This window comes from Pseudomonas sp. 31-12 (assembly GCF_003151075.1).
Classification (GTDB): domain Bacteria; phylum Pseudomonadota; class Gammaproteobacteria; order Pseudomonadales; family Pseudomonadaceae; genus Aquipseudomonas.
In genome coordinates this window covers 2,049,462-2,068,716 of the sequence record NZ_CP029482.1, presented here as the reverse complement: position 1 = coordinate 2,068,716, position 19,255 = coordinate 2,049,462, and the positions used below count along the sequence as shown (strand labels likewise).

Here is a 19,255-nt window from a genome sequence, read left to right as displayed (position 1 = left end):
ATCACAATCTCCAGAAACGACAAAGGCCACCCGAAGGTGGCCTTTGTTTGGTGAAGCGTCAGGTAAGCGCGAGGCTTACTTGATCGCCCAACCGGTCAGCTCGGACAAAGCCTTGCCGATGTCTGCCAGCGAACGCACGGTTTTAACGCCTGCGTCTTCCAGGGCAGCAAACTTCTCGTCTGCAGTGCCTTTGCCGCCAGAGATGATTGCGCCAGCATGGCCCATGCGCTTGCCCGCAGGGGCAGTCACACCAGCGATGTAGGAAACAACCGGCTTGGTCACGTGTGCCTTGATGTAGGCAGCCGCTTCTTCTTCAGCCGAACCGCCGATCTCACCGATCATTACGATCGCTTCGGTCTTCGGGTCTTCCTGGAACAGCTTCAGGATGTCGATGAAGTTCGAACCCGGGATCGGGTCACCGCCGATGCCGACGCAAGTCGACTGACCGAAACCGGCGTCAGTGGTCTGCTTAACAGCTTCGTAGGTCAGGGTGCCGGAACGGGAAACGATACCGACCTTGCCTGGCAAGTGAATGTGACCTGGCATGATGCCGATCTTGCATTCGCCTGGAGTGATCACGCCTGGGCAGTTAGGACCGATCAGGACTACGCCCAGTTCGTCGCACTTGACCTTGGCATCCAGCATGTCCAGGGTAGGAATGCCTTCAGTGATGCAAACGATCAGCTTGATGCCGCCGAATGCTGCTTCCAGGATGGAGTCCTTGCAGAAAGGAGCTGGAACGTAGATCACGCTGGCGGTGGCGCCAGTGGCAGCTACAGCATCTTTCACGGTGTTGAACACTGGCAGGCCCAGGTGCTCGGTGCCGCCTTTGCCAGGAGTTACGCCGCCAACCATCTTGGTGCCGTATTCGATGGCTTGCTGGGTGTGGAAACTACCTTGCGAACCGGTAATACCCTGGCAGATAACTTTGGTGTCTTTATTGATCAGGACGCTCATTATTTGCCCTCCGCAGCTTTAACGACTTGTTGAGCAGCGTCGGTCAGGCTGGTAGCAGCGATGATGTTCAAACCGCTTTCTGCCAGTACTTTAGCGCCCAGCTCAGCGTTGTTGCCTTCAAGGCGAACAACAACCGGGATTTTCACGCCGACTTCTTTCACGGCGCCAATGATGCCTTCGGCAATCATGTCGCAACGAACGATGCCGCCGAAGATGTTGACCAGTACTGCAGCGACGTTAGTGTCGGACAGGATGATCTTGAACGCTTCGGTAACGCGTTCTTTGGTAGCACCGCCGCCCACGTCGAGGAAGTTGGCTGGTTTGCCGCCATGCAGGTTGACGATGTCCATGGTACCCATGGCCAGGCCAGCACCGTTGACCATGCAACCGATGTTGCCTTCCAGCGCTACATAGTTCAGTTCGAACTTGGCAGCGTGCGCTTCGCGCGGATCGTCTTGCGACGGATCGTGGAAAGTCTTCAGCTTAGGCTGACGGTACATGGCGTTGGCGTCGATGTTGATCTTGGCGTCGAGGCAATGCAGATCGCCGTCAGCCTTGATCACCAGCGGGTTCACTTCCAGCAGAGCCAGGTCGTGATCCTTGAACAGCTTGGCCAGACCTACGAAGATCTTGGCGAACTGAGCAACTTGCTTGCCTTCCAGACCCAGCTGGAATGCCAGCTCGCGACCCTGGAATGGCTGAGCGCCAACCAGTGGATCGATAGTGGCTTTCAGAATTTTTTCTGGTGTGTCGTGAGCGATTTTCTCGATGTCCACGCCACCTTCGGTGGAAGCCATGAACACGATGCGACGGCTCGAACGGTCAACGACAGCGCCCAGGTACAGCTCTTTAGCGATATCAGTGCACGATTCAACCAGGATCTTGGTGACTGGCTGGCCGTTGGCGTCAGTCTGGTAAGTCACCAGACGCTTGCCCAGCCACTGCTGTGCGAAGGCCTTGGCGTCTTCTTTGCTGCGAACCAGCTTTACGCCGCCCGCTTTACCGCGACCACCTGCGTGAACCTGGGCTTTGACAACCCATTCGGTCCCGCCGATTTTGTCGCACGCTTCTGCTGCTGCTTCCGGGGTGTCTACGGCGAAACCCTGGGATACTGGCAGGCCGTATTCAGCGAACAGCTGCTTACCCTGATACTCGTGAAGATTCATGCTTATTACCGTCTTCGTTAGGTACTGCGCATTCGGTGCTGCACTTGTTCAAGTGCCGCACCACCTGTGACTGCTGCTTGCGTAGGTGTTCCGGATAACCGGTGAGACTACGCAAGGCTGCGTCCGGCGGACATTCCGCGGTGAGTCTTGCACGCAAGGCTCACGACGGGCCTTCCGCCGTGGTTTCTTATTGTCTTGTCTTAACGCTTCTTGCGGTTGGCAATGTGGATGGCGCCGCCATTCACAGCCAAAGCTGCTTCGTGCAAGGCTTCGGACAGGGTCGGATGGGAGAAAACCATCATGCCCAGGTCTTCAGCGCTGGTGCCGAATTCCATGCCGATCGCGCCCTGCTGAACCAGTTCTGCAGCGCTCGGGCCAATCACGTGGACGCCCAATACGCGGTCAGTCTTGGCATCGGCAATGACTTTCACGAAACCGCCGGTGTCGTTGGCTGCCATGGCACGGCCACTGGCTGCGAACGGGAAGGTGCCAACGTTAACTTCAACGCCTTCAGCCTTCAAGACCTGCTCGGTTTTACCGACCCACGCGATTTCCGGGTGAGTATAAATAACAGACGGGATCAGGTCATAGTTGATTTGGGCTTTGTGGCCCTTGATGCGCTCAACCACCATGATGCCTTCTTCGGACGCCTTGTGCGCCAGCATCATGCCGCGAACCACGTCACCGATCGCGTAAACGCCCGGCACGCTGGTGGCGCACTGGTCGTCAACGAATACGAAACCGCGCTCGTCGATGTTCACACCGCTGTCGGCAGCCAACAGTTCGGTGGTCACTGGACGGCGACCAACGGCAACGATCAGCTTGTCGAAGGTGATGTTCTGTTCGCCGTTGGCATCGGTGTAGTTCACAACGACTTCGTCGCCGTTCACTTTGGAACCGGTGACGCGAGCGCCCAGCTTGATGTCCAGACCTTGTTTGGTCAGGGTCTTGAAGGCTTCCTTGGAAACGGCTTCGTCAGCGGCTGGCAGGAACTTCTCCAGCGCTTCCAGGACAACCACTTGCGAACCCAGACGCGACCACACCGAACCCAGTTCCAGACCGATGACGCCAGCGCCGATCACGCCCAGACGCTTAGGTACGGATTGGAATTCCAGCGCGCCAGTCGAATCGACGATCACGTTCTGGTCAACCGGAGCCGGTGGAATGTCGATAGGACGCGAACCCGAAGCCAGAATCACGTTCTCGGCTTCGATGATTTCAACGGTGCCGTCTGGCTTGGTCAGTTCAACTTTCTTGCCGGCCAGCAGTTTGCCGTGGCCTTGCAGGGAAGTGACGCCGTTCGCCTTGAACAGGGTAGCAACGCCAGAGGTCAGGCCTTTGACGATGTTGGCTTTACGGCCAACCATTGCCGCCACGTCCATGGTCACGCCAGCGTGATTGATACCGTGGATGGCGAAGCCTTCTTTGGCTTCCTTGTATTTCCAGGAGCTGTCCAGCAGCGCCTTGGATGGAATGCAGCCGACGTTCAGGCAAGTACCGCCGAGGGCCAGTTTGCCTTCCTTGTCGGTGTATTTCTCGATGCAGGCAGTGGAGAGGCCCAGTTGCGCTGCTTTAATGGCAGCCACGTAACCGCCAGGGCCCGCGCCAATCACTACCACGTCGAATTTCTGAGTCATGTGTCATTCCTTCTCGAATCAAACCGGACAATCCCTTTTGGGGATTGTCGTGGGACGAAGCTGGTCATTACAGGAGGGCCGCCCATCACTGGCCGGCCCGTGCAACGAAATCAGATATCCAGCAGCAAACGAGCCGGGTCTTCCAGCAGGTTCTTGATGGTAACCAGGAAGGTCACAGCTTCTTTGCCATCGATCAGACGGTGATCGTAGGACAGAGCCAGGTACATCATCGGACGGATTACGACCTGACCGTTGATCGCCATAGGACGCTGCAGAATGTTGTGCATGCCCAGGATGGCCGCTTGTGGCGGGTTGACGATCGGGGTCGACATCATCGAACCGAAGGTACCACCGTTGGTGATGGTGAACGTACCGCCGGTCATTTCGTCCATCGACAGTTTGCCGTCGCGAGCCTTCTTGCCGAAGGTGGCGATGCCGCCTTCGATTTCAGCCAGGCTCATCAGTTCGGCGTTACGCAGAACCGGTACAACCAGGCCGCGGTCGCTGGAAACAGCCACACCGACATCAGCGTAGCCGTGGTAAACGATGTCGGCACCGTCGATCGACGCGTTGACAGCCGGGAAGCGTTTCAGCGCTTCGGTGGCAGCCTTGACGAAGAACGACATGAAGCCCAGGCGTACGCCGTTGTGGGACTTCTCGAACAGGTCCTTGTACTTCGAACGCAGGGCCATGACTTCAGTCATGTCGACTTCGTTGAAGGTGGTCAGCATCGCCATGTTCGACTGCGCTTCTACCAGGCGCTTGGCCACGGTAGCGCGAACGCGGGTCATTGGAACGCGCTTCTCGATGCGGTCGCCAGCGGCGAACACAGGAGCAGCGGCAGCCGGGGCTGCAGCCTTGGCAGGCGCGGCAGCCGGAGCGGCTTTCTTGGCAGCAACGGCTGCAACCACGTCTTCCTTGGTCACACGACCGCCTTTGCCAGTGCCGGCAACGGAGGCGATGTTGATGCCGTTTTCTTCAGCCAGCTTGCGAGCAGCCGGTGCAGCAACAGGATCGTCTTCGCCTTCAGCGGCTGGAGCAGCAGCTTGTGCGGCGGCCGGAGCAGCGGCAGCAGCTGGGGCGGCAGCAGCGCCGCCCGCTTCGATGGAGCCCAGGACTTCGTCGGACAGAACGGTGTCGCCTTCGTTCTTGACGATAGCGCCCAGCACACCGTCGGCGGTAGCCAACACTTCCAGCACAACCTTGTCGGTTTCGATGTCGACGATCAGGTCGTCACGCTTTACAGCGTCGCCCGGTTGTTTGTGCCAGGTGGCAACGGTGCCATCGGCAACCGATTCCGGGAAAGTGGGGGCTTTGATTTCGATAGCCATTATCTGTGAGTCCTTAAATTCGGTTTCAGGTGCGCGAAGGCGTTAAACAGTAAAGGCGTCTTGCAGCAGTTTTTCCTGCTGCTCAGCGTGCATCGATGCATAACCACAAGCAGGTGCAGCAGAAGCATCACGGCCGGCGTATTCGAGTACGAGCGACTTGTTGTGATTGCCAACGATGCGGCGCATGTGATGCTGGCTGCAGTACCAGGCACCCTGGTTCATCGGCTCTTCCTGACACCAAACGATATGTTTGAGGTTGGTGTACGGAGCCAGGACTTCGTTCAAGTCGTCCTCAGGGAATGGGTACAGCTGCTCGATACGCACGATGGCGATGTCATCACGACCTTCGGCACGGCGTTTTTCCAGCAGGTCGTAGTAGACCTTGCCGCTACACAGAACAACGCGCTCGACCTTTTTCGGGTCCAGTGCATCGATTTCCGGGATCACGGTCTGGAACGAACCTTCGGCCAGATCTTCCAGGGTCGATACGGCCAGTTTGTGACGCAGCAGCGACTTCGGAGTCAGAACGATCAATGGCTTGCGCAGCGGGCGAATCACCTGACGACGCAGCAAATGGTAGATCTGAGCCGGGGTAGTCGGAACGGCCACCTGAATGTTGTGCTCGGCGCACAGTTGCAGGTAACGCTCCAGACGAGCCGACGAGTGCTCCGGCCCCTGACCTTCGTAACCGTGCGGCAGCAGCATGGTCAGACCGCAGAGACGGCCCCACTTGTGCTCGCCACTGGTGATGAACTGGTCGATAACCACCTGGGCACCGTTGGCGAAGTCGCCGAACTGGGCTTCCCAGATCACCAGCGCCTCAGGCGTGGTGGTCGAGTAACCGTATTCGAACGCCAGCACGGCTTCTTCGGACAGGAACGAATCGTACAGGTCGAAACGTGGCTGGCCCTTGTACAGGTTTTGCAGCGGGACGTAGGTACCCGCGTCTTTCTGGTTGTGCAAGACAGCGTGACGGTGCGAGAACGTACCGCGACCGATGTCCTGACCCGTCATGCGAATCGGGTGACCTTCGAACGCCAGGGTCGCGTACGCCATGGTTTCGGCGTAACCCCAGTTGATCGGCAGGCCGCCGGCTTGCATCTTCTGACGGTCTTCGTAGATTTTCGAAACCTGGCGCTGAACCACGAAGCCTTCCGGAATTTCCAGCAGCTTGGCGGACAGTTCCTGCAAGGTTTTCAGGTCGAAGCGGGTGTCATGACGTGCGGTCCAGGCGTGGCCCAGATACGGACGCCAGTCTACGAACAACTCTTTGTTCGGCTCTTTGACCAGGCTTTTTACAACATGCAGACCGTTGTCCAGCGCGTTGCGGTATTCGTCGACTTTCGCCTGAACACGCTCTGCGTCGAGTACACCGCCCTGGGTCAGACGATCGGCATACAGCTCACGGGTGGTGCGCTGTTTGGTGATCTGCTGATACATGATCGGCTGGGTGCCGCTTGGCTCGTCGGCCTCGTTGTGGCCGCGACGACGGTAGCAGACCAGGTCGATTACCACGTCACGCTTGAACTGCATGCGGTAGTCGATGGCGAGCTGGGTCACGAACAATACGGCTTCCGGATCATCACCATTCACATGGAGGATCGGCGCCTGGATCATTTTCGCAACGTCGGTCGCATACTCGGTGGAACGCGAGTCCAGCGGGTTGCTGATGGTGAAACCAACCTGGTTGTTGATCACGATGTGCACGGTGCCGCCGGTCTTGAAACCGCGGGTCTGCGACATCTGGAAGGTTTCCATCACCACGCCCTGACCGGCGAATGCCGCGTCACCGTGGATGGAGATCGGCAGAACCTTCTCGCCGGTAGGGTCGTTACGACGATCCTGACGGGCGCGAACCGAACCCTCGACCACTGGAGATACGATTTCCAGGTGAGACGGGTTGAAGGCCATCGCGAGGTGAACTTCACCGCCGGTGGTCATGACGTTGGACGAGAAGCCCTGGTGATATTTAACGTCACCGGAACCCAGCTCGACCTTCTTCTTGCCTTCGAACTCGTCGAACAGCTCGCGCGGGTTCTTGCCGAAGGTGTTGACCAGCACGTTCAGACGGCCACGGTGGGCCATGCCGATGACGATTTCCTTGGTGCCGTAGGAGCCGGAACGCTGGATCAGTTCGTCGAGCATCGGAATCAGGCTCTCGCCGCCTTCCAGACCGAAACGCTTGGTGCCCGGGTATTTGGTGCCCAGGTATTTTTCCAGGCCTTCACCGGCGGTCACGCGCTCAAGCAAGTGGCTCTTGATGTCGGCGGAGTACGTCGGACGACCACGCACGCTTTCCAGACGCTGCTGGAACCACTGGCGCTGCTCGGAATCGGTGATGTGCGTAAATTCAGCGCCGATGGTGCGGCAATATGTCTGCTGCAACGCTTCGTGAATTTCGCGTAGGCTCGCCTCCTCTTTGCCGATGAACAGGTCGCCGGCACGGAAGGTCGTATCAAGATCGGCATTGGTCAAGCCGTAATGATTGATCGACAGGTCTGCAGGTGCAGGACGCTGCCACAGCCCCAGCGGGTCAAGCTGGGCTGCCTGGTGGCCACGCATACGGTAGGCCTGGATCAATCGCAGCACTTCAACTTGCTTCTTCTCGTGCTCACTGCTCACGCTCCCGGCGGAAACCGGTTGAGCGCGGCGCTGGTTCTTTGCCAGCAGCACGAAATGATCGCGAATTGTGGAGTGCGAAACATCGGTGGCAGAGTTGCCGTCAATAGGCAGCTTCTGAAAGTAGGTGCGCCACTCTTCTGGCACAGCGTTAGGGTCGTGCAGGTAGAGCTCATAAAGCTCTTCCACATAGGCAGCGTTTCCACCTGAAAGGTAGGCGCTGTTCCACATGCGCTGCATCACGCTTTCTTGCATGCTTGGTCACCCTCGGTTAGGGGAACACCACCGGCGTCGACACCGAGCAAACTTGCAGAAGTCCGAATGCAGCGACCAAAACAAGCCACTTAGGATCACGCTGATAGTCCGGGTACCAGCCCGGATGCCCCTGCTTGTCTCATTTCTTCAAAATAAGAGCCGCAGCCTTGTAAGCTGCTGCTCAGGTTAAAACTACGGCGCCGGTTGAAGCCTGCGCCGTAGCATCTACGGGTACAACGGTCCTGCCTTTACAGCTGAATCACACGCCGCTTTGCAGCAGCATGTTACGTACGTGACCGATGGCCTTAGTCGGGTTCAGGCCTTTCGGACAGACGTTGACGCAGTTCATGATCCCGCGGCAGCGGAATACGCTGAACGGGTCATCCAGCGAAGCCAGACGCTCGGCAGTCTTGGTGTCGCGGCTGTCTGCCAGGAAGCGGTACGCTTGCAGCAGGGCAGCTGGACCCAGGAACTTGTCCGGGTTCCACCAGAAGGACGGGCAAGAGGTCGAGCAGCAAGCGCACAGGATGCACTCGTACAGACCGTCGAGCTTTTCACGCTCTTCAGGGGTCTGCAGACGCTCGATGGCCGGAGCCGGCGTGTCGTTCTGCAGGTATGGCTTAACCTTCTCGTATTGCTTGTAGAAGATGCTCATATCGACGACCAGGTCACGGATAACCGGCAAACCTGGCAACGGACGAACGATCAGCTTGTTACCTTTTACGACAGAAGACAGCGGCGTGACACACGCCAGGCCGTTTTTGCCGTTGATGTTCATGCCGTCGGAACCGCAAACACCTTCACGGCAAGAGCGACGATAGGAGAAACCTTCGTCCTGCTCTTTGATCAGGGCCAGCACGTCCAGCACCATCAGGTCTTTACCACCGGTGTCGACCTGGAATTCCTGCATGAACGGCGCAGCGTCCTGATCAGGGTTGTAGCGATAAACACTGACTTGCAACATGGCGGCCACCCTTAATAAGTCCGAATCTTAGGTTCAAAAGTCGGAACAGTCTTCGGCGAGAAGTTCACAGCACGCTTGGTCACGCGCTTGTCACCCGGGAAGTACAGGGTGTGGCACAGCCAGTTTTCGTCGTCGCGATCTTCGTAGTCTTCACGGGCGTGAGCGCCGCGGGACTCTTTGCGGATCTCTGCAGCGATGGCAGTGGCTTCGGCCACTTCCAGCAGGTTCTGCAGTTCCAGAGCTTCGATTCGAGCGGTGTTGAACGCCTGGCTCTTGTCGTTGATCTTGACGTTGGCGATACGGCCACGCAGATCAGCCAGCTGGGCAATACCCTTCTGCATGTATTCGCCGGTACGGAATACACCGAAGTAGTTCTGCATGCAGCTTTGCAGCTCTTTACGCAGGGTGGCGACGTCTTCGCCTTCGGTACGCGAGTTCAGGCCATCGAGACGAGCCAGGGCTGCGTCGATGTCGGACTGGCGAGGACGGGCGTAATCAACGCCTTCTTTCAGGGTCTGCTCCAGGAACAGGCCGGCCGCACGGCCGAATACCACCAGGTCGAGCAGCGAGTTGCCGCCCAGACGGTTGGCACCGTGAACCGATACGCACGCCACTTCGCCCACTGCGAACAGACCAGGAATGATCTGGTCGACGCCGTCGGCGTCCTGGGTGATTGCCTGGCCATGAATGTTGGTGGCAACGCCGCCCATCATATAGTGGCAGGTTGGAACGACCGGAATCGGCGCCACGGCTGGATCGACGTGGGCGAAGGTCTTGGACAGTTCCATGATGCCTGGCAGACGGCTGTGCAGAACTTCTTCACCGAGGTGATCGAGTTTCAGCATTACGTGGTCGCCATCCGGACCGCAACCGTTGCCGGCGATGATTTCTTTAACCATCGAGCGAGCAACAACGTCACGACCAGCCAGGTCTTTGGCGTTCGGAGCATAACGCTCCATGAAACGCTCGCCGTGCTTGTTGATCAGGTAACCGCCTTCACCGCGGCAACCTTCAGTAACCAGTACACCAGCGCCGGCGATGCCGGTCGGGTGGAACTGCCACATTTCAATGTCTTGTACCGGCACGCCAGCACGCAGGGCCATGCCGACGCCGTCACCGGTGTTGATCAGGGCATTGGTGGTGGACGAGTAGATACGACCTGCACCGCCAGTCGCCAGTACGGTGGCGTTAGCGCGGACGTAGGAAGTTTCGCCAGTTTCGATGCAGATGACGATCATGCCGACAAAGGCACCATCTTCGTTCTTCACCAGGTCGACGCCGTAGTATTCGTTGAGGAATACGGTGCCGGCCTTTAGGTTGGCCTGATACAGGGTGTGCAGCAGCGCGTGACCAGTACGGTCGGCAGCGGCGCACGTACGTGCAGCCTGGCCACCTTTACCGAAGTCTTTCGACTGACCGCCGAACGGACGCTGATAGATGCGACCCTGTTCGGTACGGGAGAACGGCAAGCCCATGTGCTCGAGTTCGAAAACGGCTTCCGGGCCTACGGAACACATGTATTCGATAGCGTCCTGGTCACCGATGTAGTCGGAACCCTTGACGGTATCGTACATGTGCCAGCGCCAGTCATCGTTCGGATCAGCCGAGGCGATGGCGCAGGTGATGCCACCCTGGGCGGATACAGTGTGCGAACGAGTCGGGAAAACCTTGGTAACCACGGCAGTCTTGTGACCACCTTGTGCCAGCTGCAGCGCAGCGCGCATGCCAGCACCGCCGCCGCCAATGATGATGGCGTCGAACGAAAGCGTATTAACGGTAGTAGACATGAATCAGATACCCCAGAGAATCTGCACACCCCAGACGAAGTAAGCGAACATCGCAACGCCGCATACTGCCTGGAAAAGGAAACGTATTGCAGTCGCGGACTTGCCGAACGCCATTGGCGTCAGGTAGTCGGTCGCGATGGTCCACATGCCGACCCAGGCGTGAGCGCCGAGGGCAACGAGGGCCAGGAGACTGAAAATACGCATCCAGTTGCTTGCGAACAGTTCATGCCATTGGGCGTAGCCGATGCCAGGGTTGGCGACGACGTATCCGATCAGGAAAATGAAATAAGCCGCGAGAACGACCGCAGACACACGTTGTGCCATCCAGTCATAGAGGCCCGAACGCGACAGGTTCGTGACGTTAGTTACCATATCCAGACTCCTGCCAGAACGATTACCACCACGGAAACGGCGATAACGATTTTCGAGCCCAGTTTGCCGCCTTCAAGCGACTCGCCGATGCCCATGTCCATCATCAAATGGCGCACACCGGCAACCAGGTGATACAGCAAGGCGGACAGGATGCCCCAAATCACTAGCTTGGCTAGCGGACTGGTCAGACACGCTTTCACCTGACCGAAGCCTTCTTCCGAGTCGAGCGACTTGTCCAATGCATAAAGCATGATGGCCAGGCTGACGAAGAGGATGATTCCGGAGATTCGGTGAAGAATGGACGTGTAAGCAGTGACTGGGAGTTTGATGGTCCTTAGGTCTAGGTTTACAGGTCGTTGGCTATTCACGGCTTTTTTTCACACTGAAGAGCCCCTAACAATCAGGGCAAAGTTGTTGGGGAGTGCACTGGTCAGGTACCCACCACCCAGGGAGTGCGACCCCCAGTAAAGCAGGCCCAAAAGCCCCTGGCGGTCGGAGGCCGAGTATAGACAGTTAGGCTACTAATGACAACGCGTTCACCTTCCCCTAATAGCTCATTGCACAAGTTGGATAAAAGGCGTAAATGGCAGTCAATTTCGAGGAAAAAGTCCGGTTAAAGCCTTCTGGAGCAAGACTTTAGGCAAATTGACATTCGAATTTATCTCACTATAGTGGTGCGGGCCCTGCGTGGGGGGTCTGTCTGATGATTTCAAGCATAAATAGGAGGCCACATGGCTGACAAAAAAGCGCAGTTGATCATCGAGGGCGCAGCCCCCGTCGAGCTGCCCATTTTAACCGGCACCGTTGGTCCCGATGTAATCGATGTTCGGGGCCTGACGGCCACGGGCCGTTTCACCTTTGACCCTGGTTTCATGTCGACAGCTTCCTGCGAGTCGAAGATCACCTATATCGACGGCGACAACGGCATTCTGCTGCACCGCGGTTACCCGATCGAACAGCTGGCTGAAAAATCGGACTACCTGGAAACCTGCTATCTGCTGCTCAACGGCGAATTGCCGACCGCAGAACAGAAGGCCCAGTTCGTCAGCACCGTGAAGAACCACACCATGGTTCACGAGCAGCTGAAGACCTTCTTCAACGGCTTCCGTCGCGACGCCCACCCAATGGCCGTCATGTGCGGTGTAGTCGGCGCCCTCTCGGCCTTCTACCACGACTCCCTGGACATCAATAACCCGCAGCATCGCGAAATATCCGCGATTCGCCTGGTTGCCAAGATGCCGACCCTGGCAGCGATGGTTTACAAGTACTCCATGGGCCAACCCATGATGTACCCGCGCAACGACCTGACGTACGCGGAAAACTTCCTGCACATGATGTTCAACACCCCGTGCGAGATCAAACCGATCAGCCCGGTACTCGCCAGCGCCATGGACAAGATTTTCATCCTCCATGCCGACCACGAGCAGAACGCATCGACTTCCACTGTACGCCTGGCCGGCTCTTCGGGTGCCAACCCGTTTGCCTGTATCGCCGCCGGCATCGCTGCACTGTGGGGCCCTGCCCACGGCGGCGCGAACGAAGCTGTTCTGACCATGCTCGATGAAATTGGCGATGTGTCGAACATCGACAAGTACATCGCCAAGGCCAAGGACAAGAACGATCCGTTCAAGCTGATGGGCTTCGGTCACCGCGTTTACAAAAACCGCGACCCGCGCGCTACCGTCATGAAGCAGACTTGCGACGAAGTGCTGAAGGAACTGGGTATCAAGCACGACAAGCAACTCGAACTGGCTATGCGCCTGGAAGAGATCGCGCTGACCGACCCGTACTTCATCGAGCGCTCGCTGTACCCGAACGTCGACTTCTACTCGGGGATCATCCTCAAGGCGATCGGCATTCCAACCAGCATGTTCACCGTGATCTTCGCTCTGGCGCGGACTGTCGGCTGGATCTCCCACTGGAAAGAAATGCTCTCCAGCCCGTACAAGATTGGCCGTCCGCGCCAGCTGTACACTGGCTACGAGTCGCGTGACATTACCAAGCTGGAAGACCGCAAATAAGACCTGTCTTGCGATAACGTCTTAAGTTGTACCGGGAACGGCCTCTATTTATATAGAGGCCGTTTTTGTTTGTGCGGTTTCAGTGGTCTCAGCGGCCGGTGGGCCGACTGGGTTTTGGGTTGGGTGCATATCCGTTTCTGCGGTAACGGCGACTGGCGGTTTCGCTCTTACAGCGACTCACTTTTCCAGACGCCGAAAAGTAAGCAAAAGGCTTCACCCCGGCGTTCGGCGCCTCGCTGAGGCTCCGCGTTCCCTCGCTACGGTGTCCATCAGGGGGCATCGCCTACGGTCTGCTTCGCGACGACCTCCTCTCGATGTGTGCGGCTTCGCCGCACGGCGCTACGCGCCTAACCCCCTGATGAACACCTACGCTCGGCCTGCCGAAGGGGCGAGAGATCAAGATCAAGATCAAGATCAAGATCAACGTCAAAAGCCAAAGCCACAGCCACAGCCACAGCCACAGCCACAGCCACAGCCACAGCCACAGCCACAGCCACAGCCACAGCCACAGCCACAGCCACAGCCACAGCCACAGCCAAAGCCTTCGGGAAGCTTGCGTACATCCGCAAGTACAGGTCGGCTACCAAGCCGCCTTCGCAGGCAAGCCAGCTCCCACAGGGTTCGGTGTATACCTGCAAGAGATTGGTCGGCTGTCAGGCCGCCATCGCGAGCAGGCTCACTCCCACATAAAGCAGATCGACGTACACCTGCTTCTCACCACTCATCAGGCCGAGCGTTAGCTCGCCTTCAGCTCTTGATCTTGATCCACCCGCCCCTTCGGGAGGCTGAGTGGAGGTGTTCATCCGGGGAGTGGCGCGTAGCGCCGTTCGACGCAGTCGAACACGCTGCATGTAGGTCGTCGCGAAGCAGACCGGAGGGCAGTGTCCCCGGATGGATACCGGAGCGAAGGAACGCCGAGCCAAGGCGAGGGGCCGGACGTTCGGGGCGAGCCTTTTTTTGCTTACTTTTTTTTGGCGTTTGAAAAAAAAGTGAGTCGCCGTAAGGGCGAAACCGCCAGCCGCCGTTACCGCAAGAATGGATATGTACACCTGAAAGAACATGGTCGGCTATCAGGCCGCCATCGCAGGCAAGCCAGCTCCCACAGATTCAACCCAACGCCCAAAAAAATGCCCCAATCTCTCGACCGGGGCATTTTTCGTTTAACGCAACTTACACAGACAAACTCGAAGCCTTAGTGAGAAACCGCCCCACTCGCCCCCAACCCAGTCTGCGAACGAACAAACTGCGGGAAGAACAGCGCACGCTCATTAACGCCAGCCGCGGACTTGTCAGTGATCGAGAAGAACCAGATCCCGACAAACGCAATGGCCATCGAGAACAGCGCCGGGTACTCATACGGGAAGATAGCCTTCTCGTGATGCAGGATCTGCACCCAGATGGTTGGCCCAAGCACCATCAAACCTACGGCACTCACCAGACCCAACCAGCCACCGATCATCGCACCGCGAGTGGTCAGTTTCTTCCAGTACATGGAAAGCAGCAGCACCGGGAAGTTACAGCTCGCCGCGATGGAGAACGCCAGGCCCACCATGAACGCGATGTTCTGGCTTTCGAACAGAATGCCCAGGCCGATCGCCAGCACCGCCAAAGCGATGGTGGTGATTTTCGAGACACGGATCTCATCCTTCTCGTTGGCCTTGCCTTTCTTGATCACGCTGGCATACAGGTCGTGAGACACCGCCGAAGCACCGGCCAGGGTCAAACCGGCAACCACTGCCAGAATGGTCGCGAACGCTACCGCCGAGATGAAGCCCAGGAAAATACTGCCACCCACCGCGTTGGCCAGGTGCACCGCCGCCATGTTGTTGCCGCCCAACAGCGCGCCAGCAGCATCTTTAAAGGCCGGGTTGGTGCTGACCAGCAGGATCGCGCCGAAGCCGATGATGAAGGTCAGGATGTAGAAGTAGCCAATGAAGCCGGTTGCGTACAGCACGCTCTTGCGAGCTTCCTTCGCGTCACTCACGGTGAAGAAGCGCATCAGAATGTGCGGCAGGCCAGCGGTACCAAACATCAGTGCCAGGCCGAGGGAGAACGCGGACACCGGATCTTTCACCAGACCGCCCGGGCTCATGATCGCTTCGCCTTTGGCGTGAACCTTGATCGCCTCGGAGAACAGCGTGTTGAAGTCAAAGTTGACATGCTTCATCACCATCAGCGCCATGAACGAGGCACCGGACAGCAACAGTACTGCCTTGATGATCTGCACCCAAGTGGTCGCCAGCATGCCGCCGAACAGCACGTACATGCACATCAGGACGCCGACCAGGATCACGGCTACATGGTAATCCAGACCGAACAGCAGCTGGATCAGCTTGCCGGCACCGACCATTTGCGCGATCAGGTAGAACGCCACCACCACCAGCGAACCGCAAGCAGACAGCGAGCGAATCTGGGTTTGCCCAAGGCGGTAGGACGCCACATCGGCAAAGGTGTACTTACCCAGGTTACGCAGGCGCTCGGCGATCAGGAACAGAATGATCGGCCAGCCCACCAGGAAGCCGATCGAGTAGATCAGGCCGTCGTAGCCGGAGGTGAACACCAGGGCGGAAATACCCAGGAAGGACGCCGCGGACATGTAGTCACCGGCAATCGCCAGACCATTCTGGAAACCGGTGATCTTGCCGCCGGCCGCATAGTAGTCGGCCGCCGAGTTATTTTTCTTGGAGGCCCAGTAGGTGATATACAAAGTCGCGCCGACAAACGCCACGAACATCAGGATCGCGGCGACGTTCAGCGGTTGTTTCTGCACGGCGCCGGTCAGGGCTTCAGCCGCCCAGGCACCCGGTGCGAATGCTGCAACGCTCAATAGAGCCAATAGACGCCGGATCATTGCTGAGCCTCCTTGAGAATCAGATTGTTCAGGTCGTCGAATTCGCCATTGGCGCGTCGTACGTAGATTGCAGTCAGGACAAAGGCCGAGAGAATCAGCCCGACACCAATCGGTATCCCCCAGGTAATCGAAGACTCGGGGTTGATTTTCGCCCCAAGAATATGCGGCCCGTAAGCAATCAAAAGGATGAATCCGGAGTACAGCCCAAGCATGATCGCCGAAAGAATCCAGGCGAACCTTTCTCGCTTACTAACCAGCTCCTTGAAGCGCGGGCTGTTTTGAATCGAGAGGTAAATGCTGTCGTTCATTGTTTTTATCCTCGCAGCACAGATTAAAGTTGGAACGTTATCCACTCTATGCGGCTGCGGAACTGGTTCCAGACGACCTTAGTATTAGAACGACATGACGGTCTGGCCATTTTCCAGCAGATAATAATTAGCCAGCTTTGCACCCTTCTCCTGCGGAAAAGAAAAAGGCCCGTTGGCAGAACTGCCAAAGGGCCTTGAGAGGTGCTGATTAGAGGCTTCAGCTCAAATCACTTGATCCAGTCTGCAACGCGCTCAGGGTGTTTTGCCACCCAATCCTTCGCAGCGGCTTCAGGCTTGGCGCCATCTTGAATCGCCAACATGACTTCGCCGATTTCGTCCTTCGACGCCCACTGGAAGTTCTTCAGGAACTTGGCAACTTCAGGTGCCTTGGTCGCCAGTTCTTTGCTGCCGATGTTGTTTACGGTTTCAGCCGCGCCATAAACGCCTTTCGGGTCGTCCAGGAAGCGCAGTTTCCACTTGGCGAACATCCAGTGCGGCACCCAACCGGTCACGGCAATGGATTCGTTCTTCTTCTCGGCACGGGTCAGCTCGGCAATCATGCCGGCGCCGGAACTGGCCTTGAGTTGATACCCGGTCAGATCGTAATCCTTGATCGCCTGTTCGGTTTTAAGCATGACGCCCGAACCGGCGTCGATGCCAACGATGCGCTTCTTGAAGGTGTCGTCAGTTTTCAGATCATCAATGGTTTTGGCCTTGACGTATTCCGGTACGATCAAGCCGATTTTTGCATCCTTGAAGTTCGGACCGTAATCGACGACTTGATCCTTGTTCTTGGTCCAGTATTCGCCGTGAGTCACCGGCAGCCAGGCCGACAACATGGCGTCGAGTTTACCGGTGGCCACACCCTGCCACATGATCCCGGTGGCGACGGCTTGAAGTTTCACGTCGTAACCCAGCTTTTGCTTGATCACTTCGGCGGCCACATGGGTGGTCGCGACGCTGTCGGACCAGCCGTCAACGTAACCGATGCTCAGGGTTTTGCTCTCGGCATTGGCCATCGTGGAGCCAATCGCAAGCACCAGAGCGGCACCGGCGCCTAAAAGTCGTCGCATCTTCATCGTTACTTCCCCGAAAGTGCTGCGCTCGACGGGTGCCGAGTCGCGTCAACGTATTGTTATGGTGCACAGCGCCCCCATCACGCCCACCGCAAACTCGTTCGAACATCAGCGTGATTTTCAATGAGAGCACTGATGCGTCGATCATCAACCTGACGACAACCGCGACCTGCTCTGTCAGCGACCTCAAGGCATCGAGAAACGACATCAGATCGCCATTAATTTAGTGCACAGAAAGCACACTGGCCAATCCGCCCGAACTTTGCATGTCAAAATCATGCAAGGGCCCAAGCGCGGGGTAAATGCAGGTAACATGCGCGGCTTTGCTCCCAGACGGCCTGACCATGCCCGCGACATCACGCTTTCCTTTTTTGGCTTATCTCTTCGCCTGCCTGCTGGGGCTGTTTGCCCTCGGCGGCTTCTGGTACGGCCTCGGCAAACCGGTGGTTCTGCCGGACGTGGCCAGTGCGACGCACAAGCTGCAGTGCGCCTCCTATACCCCGTTCGACAAGGACCAGTCGCCGTTCGACGTGCCGTTCAAATTGCGCCCCGAGCGCATGGACGCCGACCTCGCGCTGTTGGCCAAAAGCTTCGAATGCATCCGCACCTATTCAATGACCGGTCTCGAGGCCCTGCCCGATCTGGCGCGCAAGCATGGTCTGAAACTGATGATCGGCGCCTGGGTCAACAGCAACCCGGTGGACACCGAGAAAGAAGTCGACCTGCTGATCGCCTCGGCCAACGCCAACGCGGACGTGGTGACGTCGGTGATCGTCGGCAACGAAACCCTGCTGCGCAAGGAAATCACCGGCGCGCAACTGGCGAAGCTGATCAATAAAGTCAAAAGCCAGGTCAAGCAGCCGGTCACTTACGCCGACGTCTGGGAGTTTTGGCTCAAGCACCCGGAAATCGCCCCGGCGGTGGATTTCCTGACCATCCATTTGCTGCCGTATTGGGAAGACGATCCATCGAACATCGACGCAGCGCTGCAGCACGTGGCTGAAGTGCGTCAGGTGTTCGGCAACAAATTCGCGCCCAAGGACGTGGTGATTGGCGAAACCGGTTGGCCGAGCGAAGGCCGCCAGCGCGAAACCGCCCTGCCGAGCCGGGTTAACGAAGCCAAGTTCATCCGTGGTTTTGTCATCATGGCCGAACAGCAAGGCTGGCATTACAACCTGATCGAAGCCTTCGACCAACCCTGGAAACGCGCCAGCGAAGGTGCCGTCGGTGGTTACTGGGGGCTGTTCGACGCTGATCGCCAGGACAAAGGCGTGCTGGCCGGCCCTGTGTCGAACGTGCCGTACTGGTCGCAGTGGCTGGCCGTTGGCGGTTTGATCTTCCTTGGCACGCTGATGCTCGGCGGGCGTGTACGCACCACGCGCGCCGCCTTGGTGCTGCCGCTGCTCGGCGCACTGGCGGCGTGCTCGATTGGCGCGTGGGGCGATCTGGCGCGTGTCACTACCCGATTTGCGAGTGAATGGTTGTGGGTGGCGTTGCTGACGGGGTTGAATCTGCTGGTACTGGCGCATGCCGCGCTGACGCTGAGCGCCCGAACTGGCTGGCGTGAGCGGGCGTTCAATGCACTGGAACGTCGAGCGGGCTGGTTGGTCGCTGCGGCAGGTTTTGCGGCGGCGGTGATGATGCTGGAGCTGGTGTTCGATCCGCGTTATCGCAGTTTCCCGAGTGTCGCGTTCATCCTGCCGGCACTGGTTTACCTGTGCCGCCCGGTGAACGTGCCGCGCCGTGAAATCGCCCTGCTGACCTTCATCATAGGCGCCGGCATTGCGCCGCAGCTGTACGTTGAAGGCTTGCAGAACCAGCAGGCCTGGGGTTGGGCTCTGGTGAGTGTGTTGATGGTTGCCGCGTTGTGGCGCTGTTTGCGGGTTCGCAAGGCCTGATCTTCAGCGCGGC

15 protein-coding genes are annotated in these 19,255 nt (G+C 58.0%); 2 read left to right on the top strand and 13 right to left on the bottom strand.

Features of this window, described 5'->3' with window-relative positions:
• Nucleotides 1-75: 75 nt before the first annotated feature.
• The 9 genes from sucD to sdhC all read right to left on the bottom strand — a co-directional run bounded on the left by sucD (nt 76) and on the right by sdhC (nt 11,456).
• Nucleotides 76-957 (bottom strand): succinate--CoA ligase subunit alpha, encoded by an 882-nt coding sequence (gene sucD / locus DJ564_RS09585; protein WP_008148605.1) that lies wholly within the window; start codon nt 955-957, stop codon nt 76-78.
• Nucleotides 957-2,123 carry an ADP-forming succinate--CoA ligase subunit beta gene (gene sucC / locus DJ564_RS09580; RefSeq protein WP_008148602.1) on the bottom strand — a complete coding sequence of 389 codons (1,167 nt, stop codon included), beginning with the start codon at nt 2,121-2,123 and terminating at the stop codon, nt 957-959. The genes sucD and sucC overlap by 1 nt, the downstream gene beginning before the upstream one ends.
• Nucleotides 2,124-2,323: 200 nt before the next feature.
• Nucleotides 2,324-3,760 (bottom strand): dihydrolipoyl dehydrogenase, encoded by a 1,437-nt coding sequence (lpdA, locus tag DJ564_RS09575; protein ID WP_077749772.1) that lies wholly within the window; start codon nt 3,758-3,760, stop codon nt 2,324-2,326.
• 110 nt (nt 3,761-3,870) lie between these two features.
• The gene (gene odhB, locus DJ564_RS09570; RefSeq protein WP_033056077.1) at nt 3,871-5,091 is read right to left on the bottom strand and encodes a 2-oxoglutarate dehydrogenase complex dihydrolipoyllysine-residue succinyltransferase; all 1,221 of its coding nucleotides are present in this window, start codon (nt 5,089-5,091) and stop codon (nt 3,871-3,873) included.
• Nucleotides 5,092-5,133: 42 nt separating this feature from the next.
• On the bottom strand, nt 5,134-7,965 hold the full coding sequence (locus DJ564_RS09565; RefSeq protein WP_109628636.1) for a 2-oxoglutarate dehydrogenase E1 component: 2,832 nt from the start codon (nt 7,963-7,965) through the stop codon (nt 5,134-5,136).
• A gap of 259 nt (nt 7,966-8,224) precedes the next feature.
• Nucleotides 8,225-8,929 (bottom strand): succinate dehydrogenase iron-sulfur subunit, encoded by a 705-nt coding sequence (locus DJ564_RS09560; protein WP_010456852.1) that lies wholly within the window; start codon nt 8,927-8,929, stop codon nt 8,225-8,227.
• A gap of 11 nt (nt 8,930-8,940) precedes the next feature.
• Entirely contained in the window at nt 8,941-10,716 is a 1,776-nt protein-coding gene (sdhA, locus tag DJ564_RS09555) for a succinate dehydrogenase flavoprotein subunit (RefSeq protein WP_008032662.1), read from the bottom strand.
• Between the two features lie 3 nt (nt 10,717-10,719).
• Nucleotides 10,720-11,088 carry a succinate dehydrogenase, hydrophobic membrane anchor protein gene (sdhD, locus tag DJ564_RS09550; RefSeq protein WP_007945134.1) on the bottom strand — a complete coding sequence of 123 codons (369 nt, stop codon included), beginning with the start codon at nt 11,086-11,088 and terminating at the stop codon, nt 10,720-10,722.
• Entirely contained in the window at nt 11,082-11,456 is a 375-nt protein-coding gene (gene sdhC / locus DJ564_RS09545; protein WP_082555868.1) for a succinate dehydrogenase, cytochrome b556 subunit, read from the bottom strand. Before sdhC ends, sdhD begins: the two co-directional genes overlap by 7 nt.
• 363 nt (nt 11,457-11,819) lie before the next feature.
• On the opposite strand from sdhC, the gene gltA reads away from it, so the two are divergent.
• Nucleotides 11,820-13,109 carry a citrate synthase gene (gltA, locus tag DJ564_RS09540; protein WP_109628635.1) on the top strand — a complete coding sequence of 430 codons (1,290 nt, stop codon included), beginning with the start codon at nt 11,820-11,822 and terminating at the stop codon, nt 13,107-13,109.
• A 653-nt stretch (nt 13,110-13,762) separates the two neighbouring features.
• Here gltA and DJ564_RS31950 read toward each other — a convergent pair.
• From DJ564_RS31950 to DJ564_RS09515, 4 genes are all read right to left on the bottom strand, one after another.
• Nucleotides 13,763-14,170 carry a hypothetical protein gene (locus tag DJ564_RS31950; RefSeq protein WP_162556142.1) on the bottom strand — a complete coding sequence of 136 codons (408 nt, stop codon included), beginning with the start codon at nt 14,168-14,170 and terminating at the stop codon, nt 13,763-13,765.
• A gap of 131 nt (nt 14,171-14,301) precedes the next feature.
• A complete protein-coding gene (locus DJ564_RS09525) occupies nt 14,302-15,960 on the bottom strand; it encodes a cation acetate symporter (RefSeq protein ID WP_109628633.1) in 1,659 nt (552 codons plus the stop codon).
• Nucleotides 15,957-16,268: a DUF485 domain-containing protein gene (locus DJ564_RS09520; protein ID WP_109628632.1), complete on the bottom strand. Its 312-nt coding sequence runs from the start codon at nt 16,266-16,268 to the stop codon at nt 15,957-15,959. Before DJ564_RS09520 ends, DJ564_RS09525 begins: the two co-directional genes overlap by 4 nt.
• Nucleotides 16,269-16,495: 227 nt before the next feature.
• Nucleotides 16,496-17,347 (bottom strand): glycine betaine ABC transporter substrate-binding protein, encoded by an 852-nt coding sequence (locus DJ564_RS09515; RefSeq protein WP_109628631.1) that lies wholly within the window; start codon nt 17,345-17,347, stop codon nt 16,496-16,498.
• A 299-nt stretch (nt 17,348-17,646) separates the two neighbouring features.
• On the opposite strand from DJ564_RS09515, the gene DJ564_RS09505 reads away from it, so the two are divergent.
• Nucleotides 17,647-19,242 carry a beta (1-6) glucans synthase gene (locus DJ564_RS09505; protein ID WP_109628630.1) on the top strand — a complete coding sequence of 532 codons (1,596 nt, stop codon included), beginning with the start codon at nt 17,647-17,649 and terminating at the stop codon, nt 19,240-19,242.
• Nucleotides 19,243-19,255: the final 13 nt, after the last annotated feature.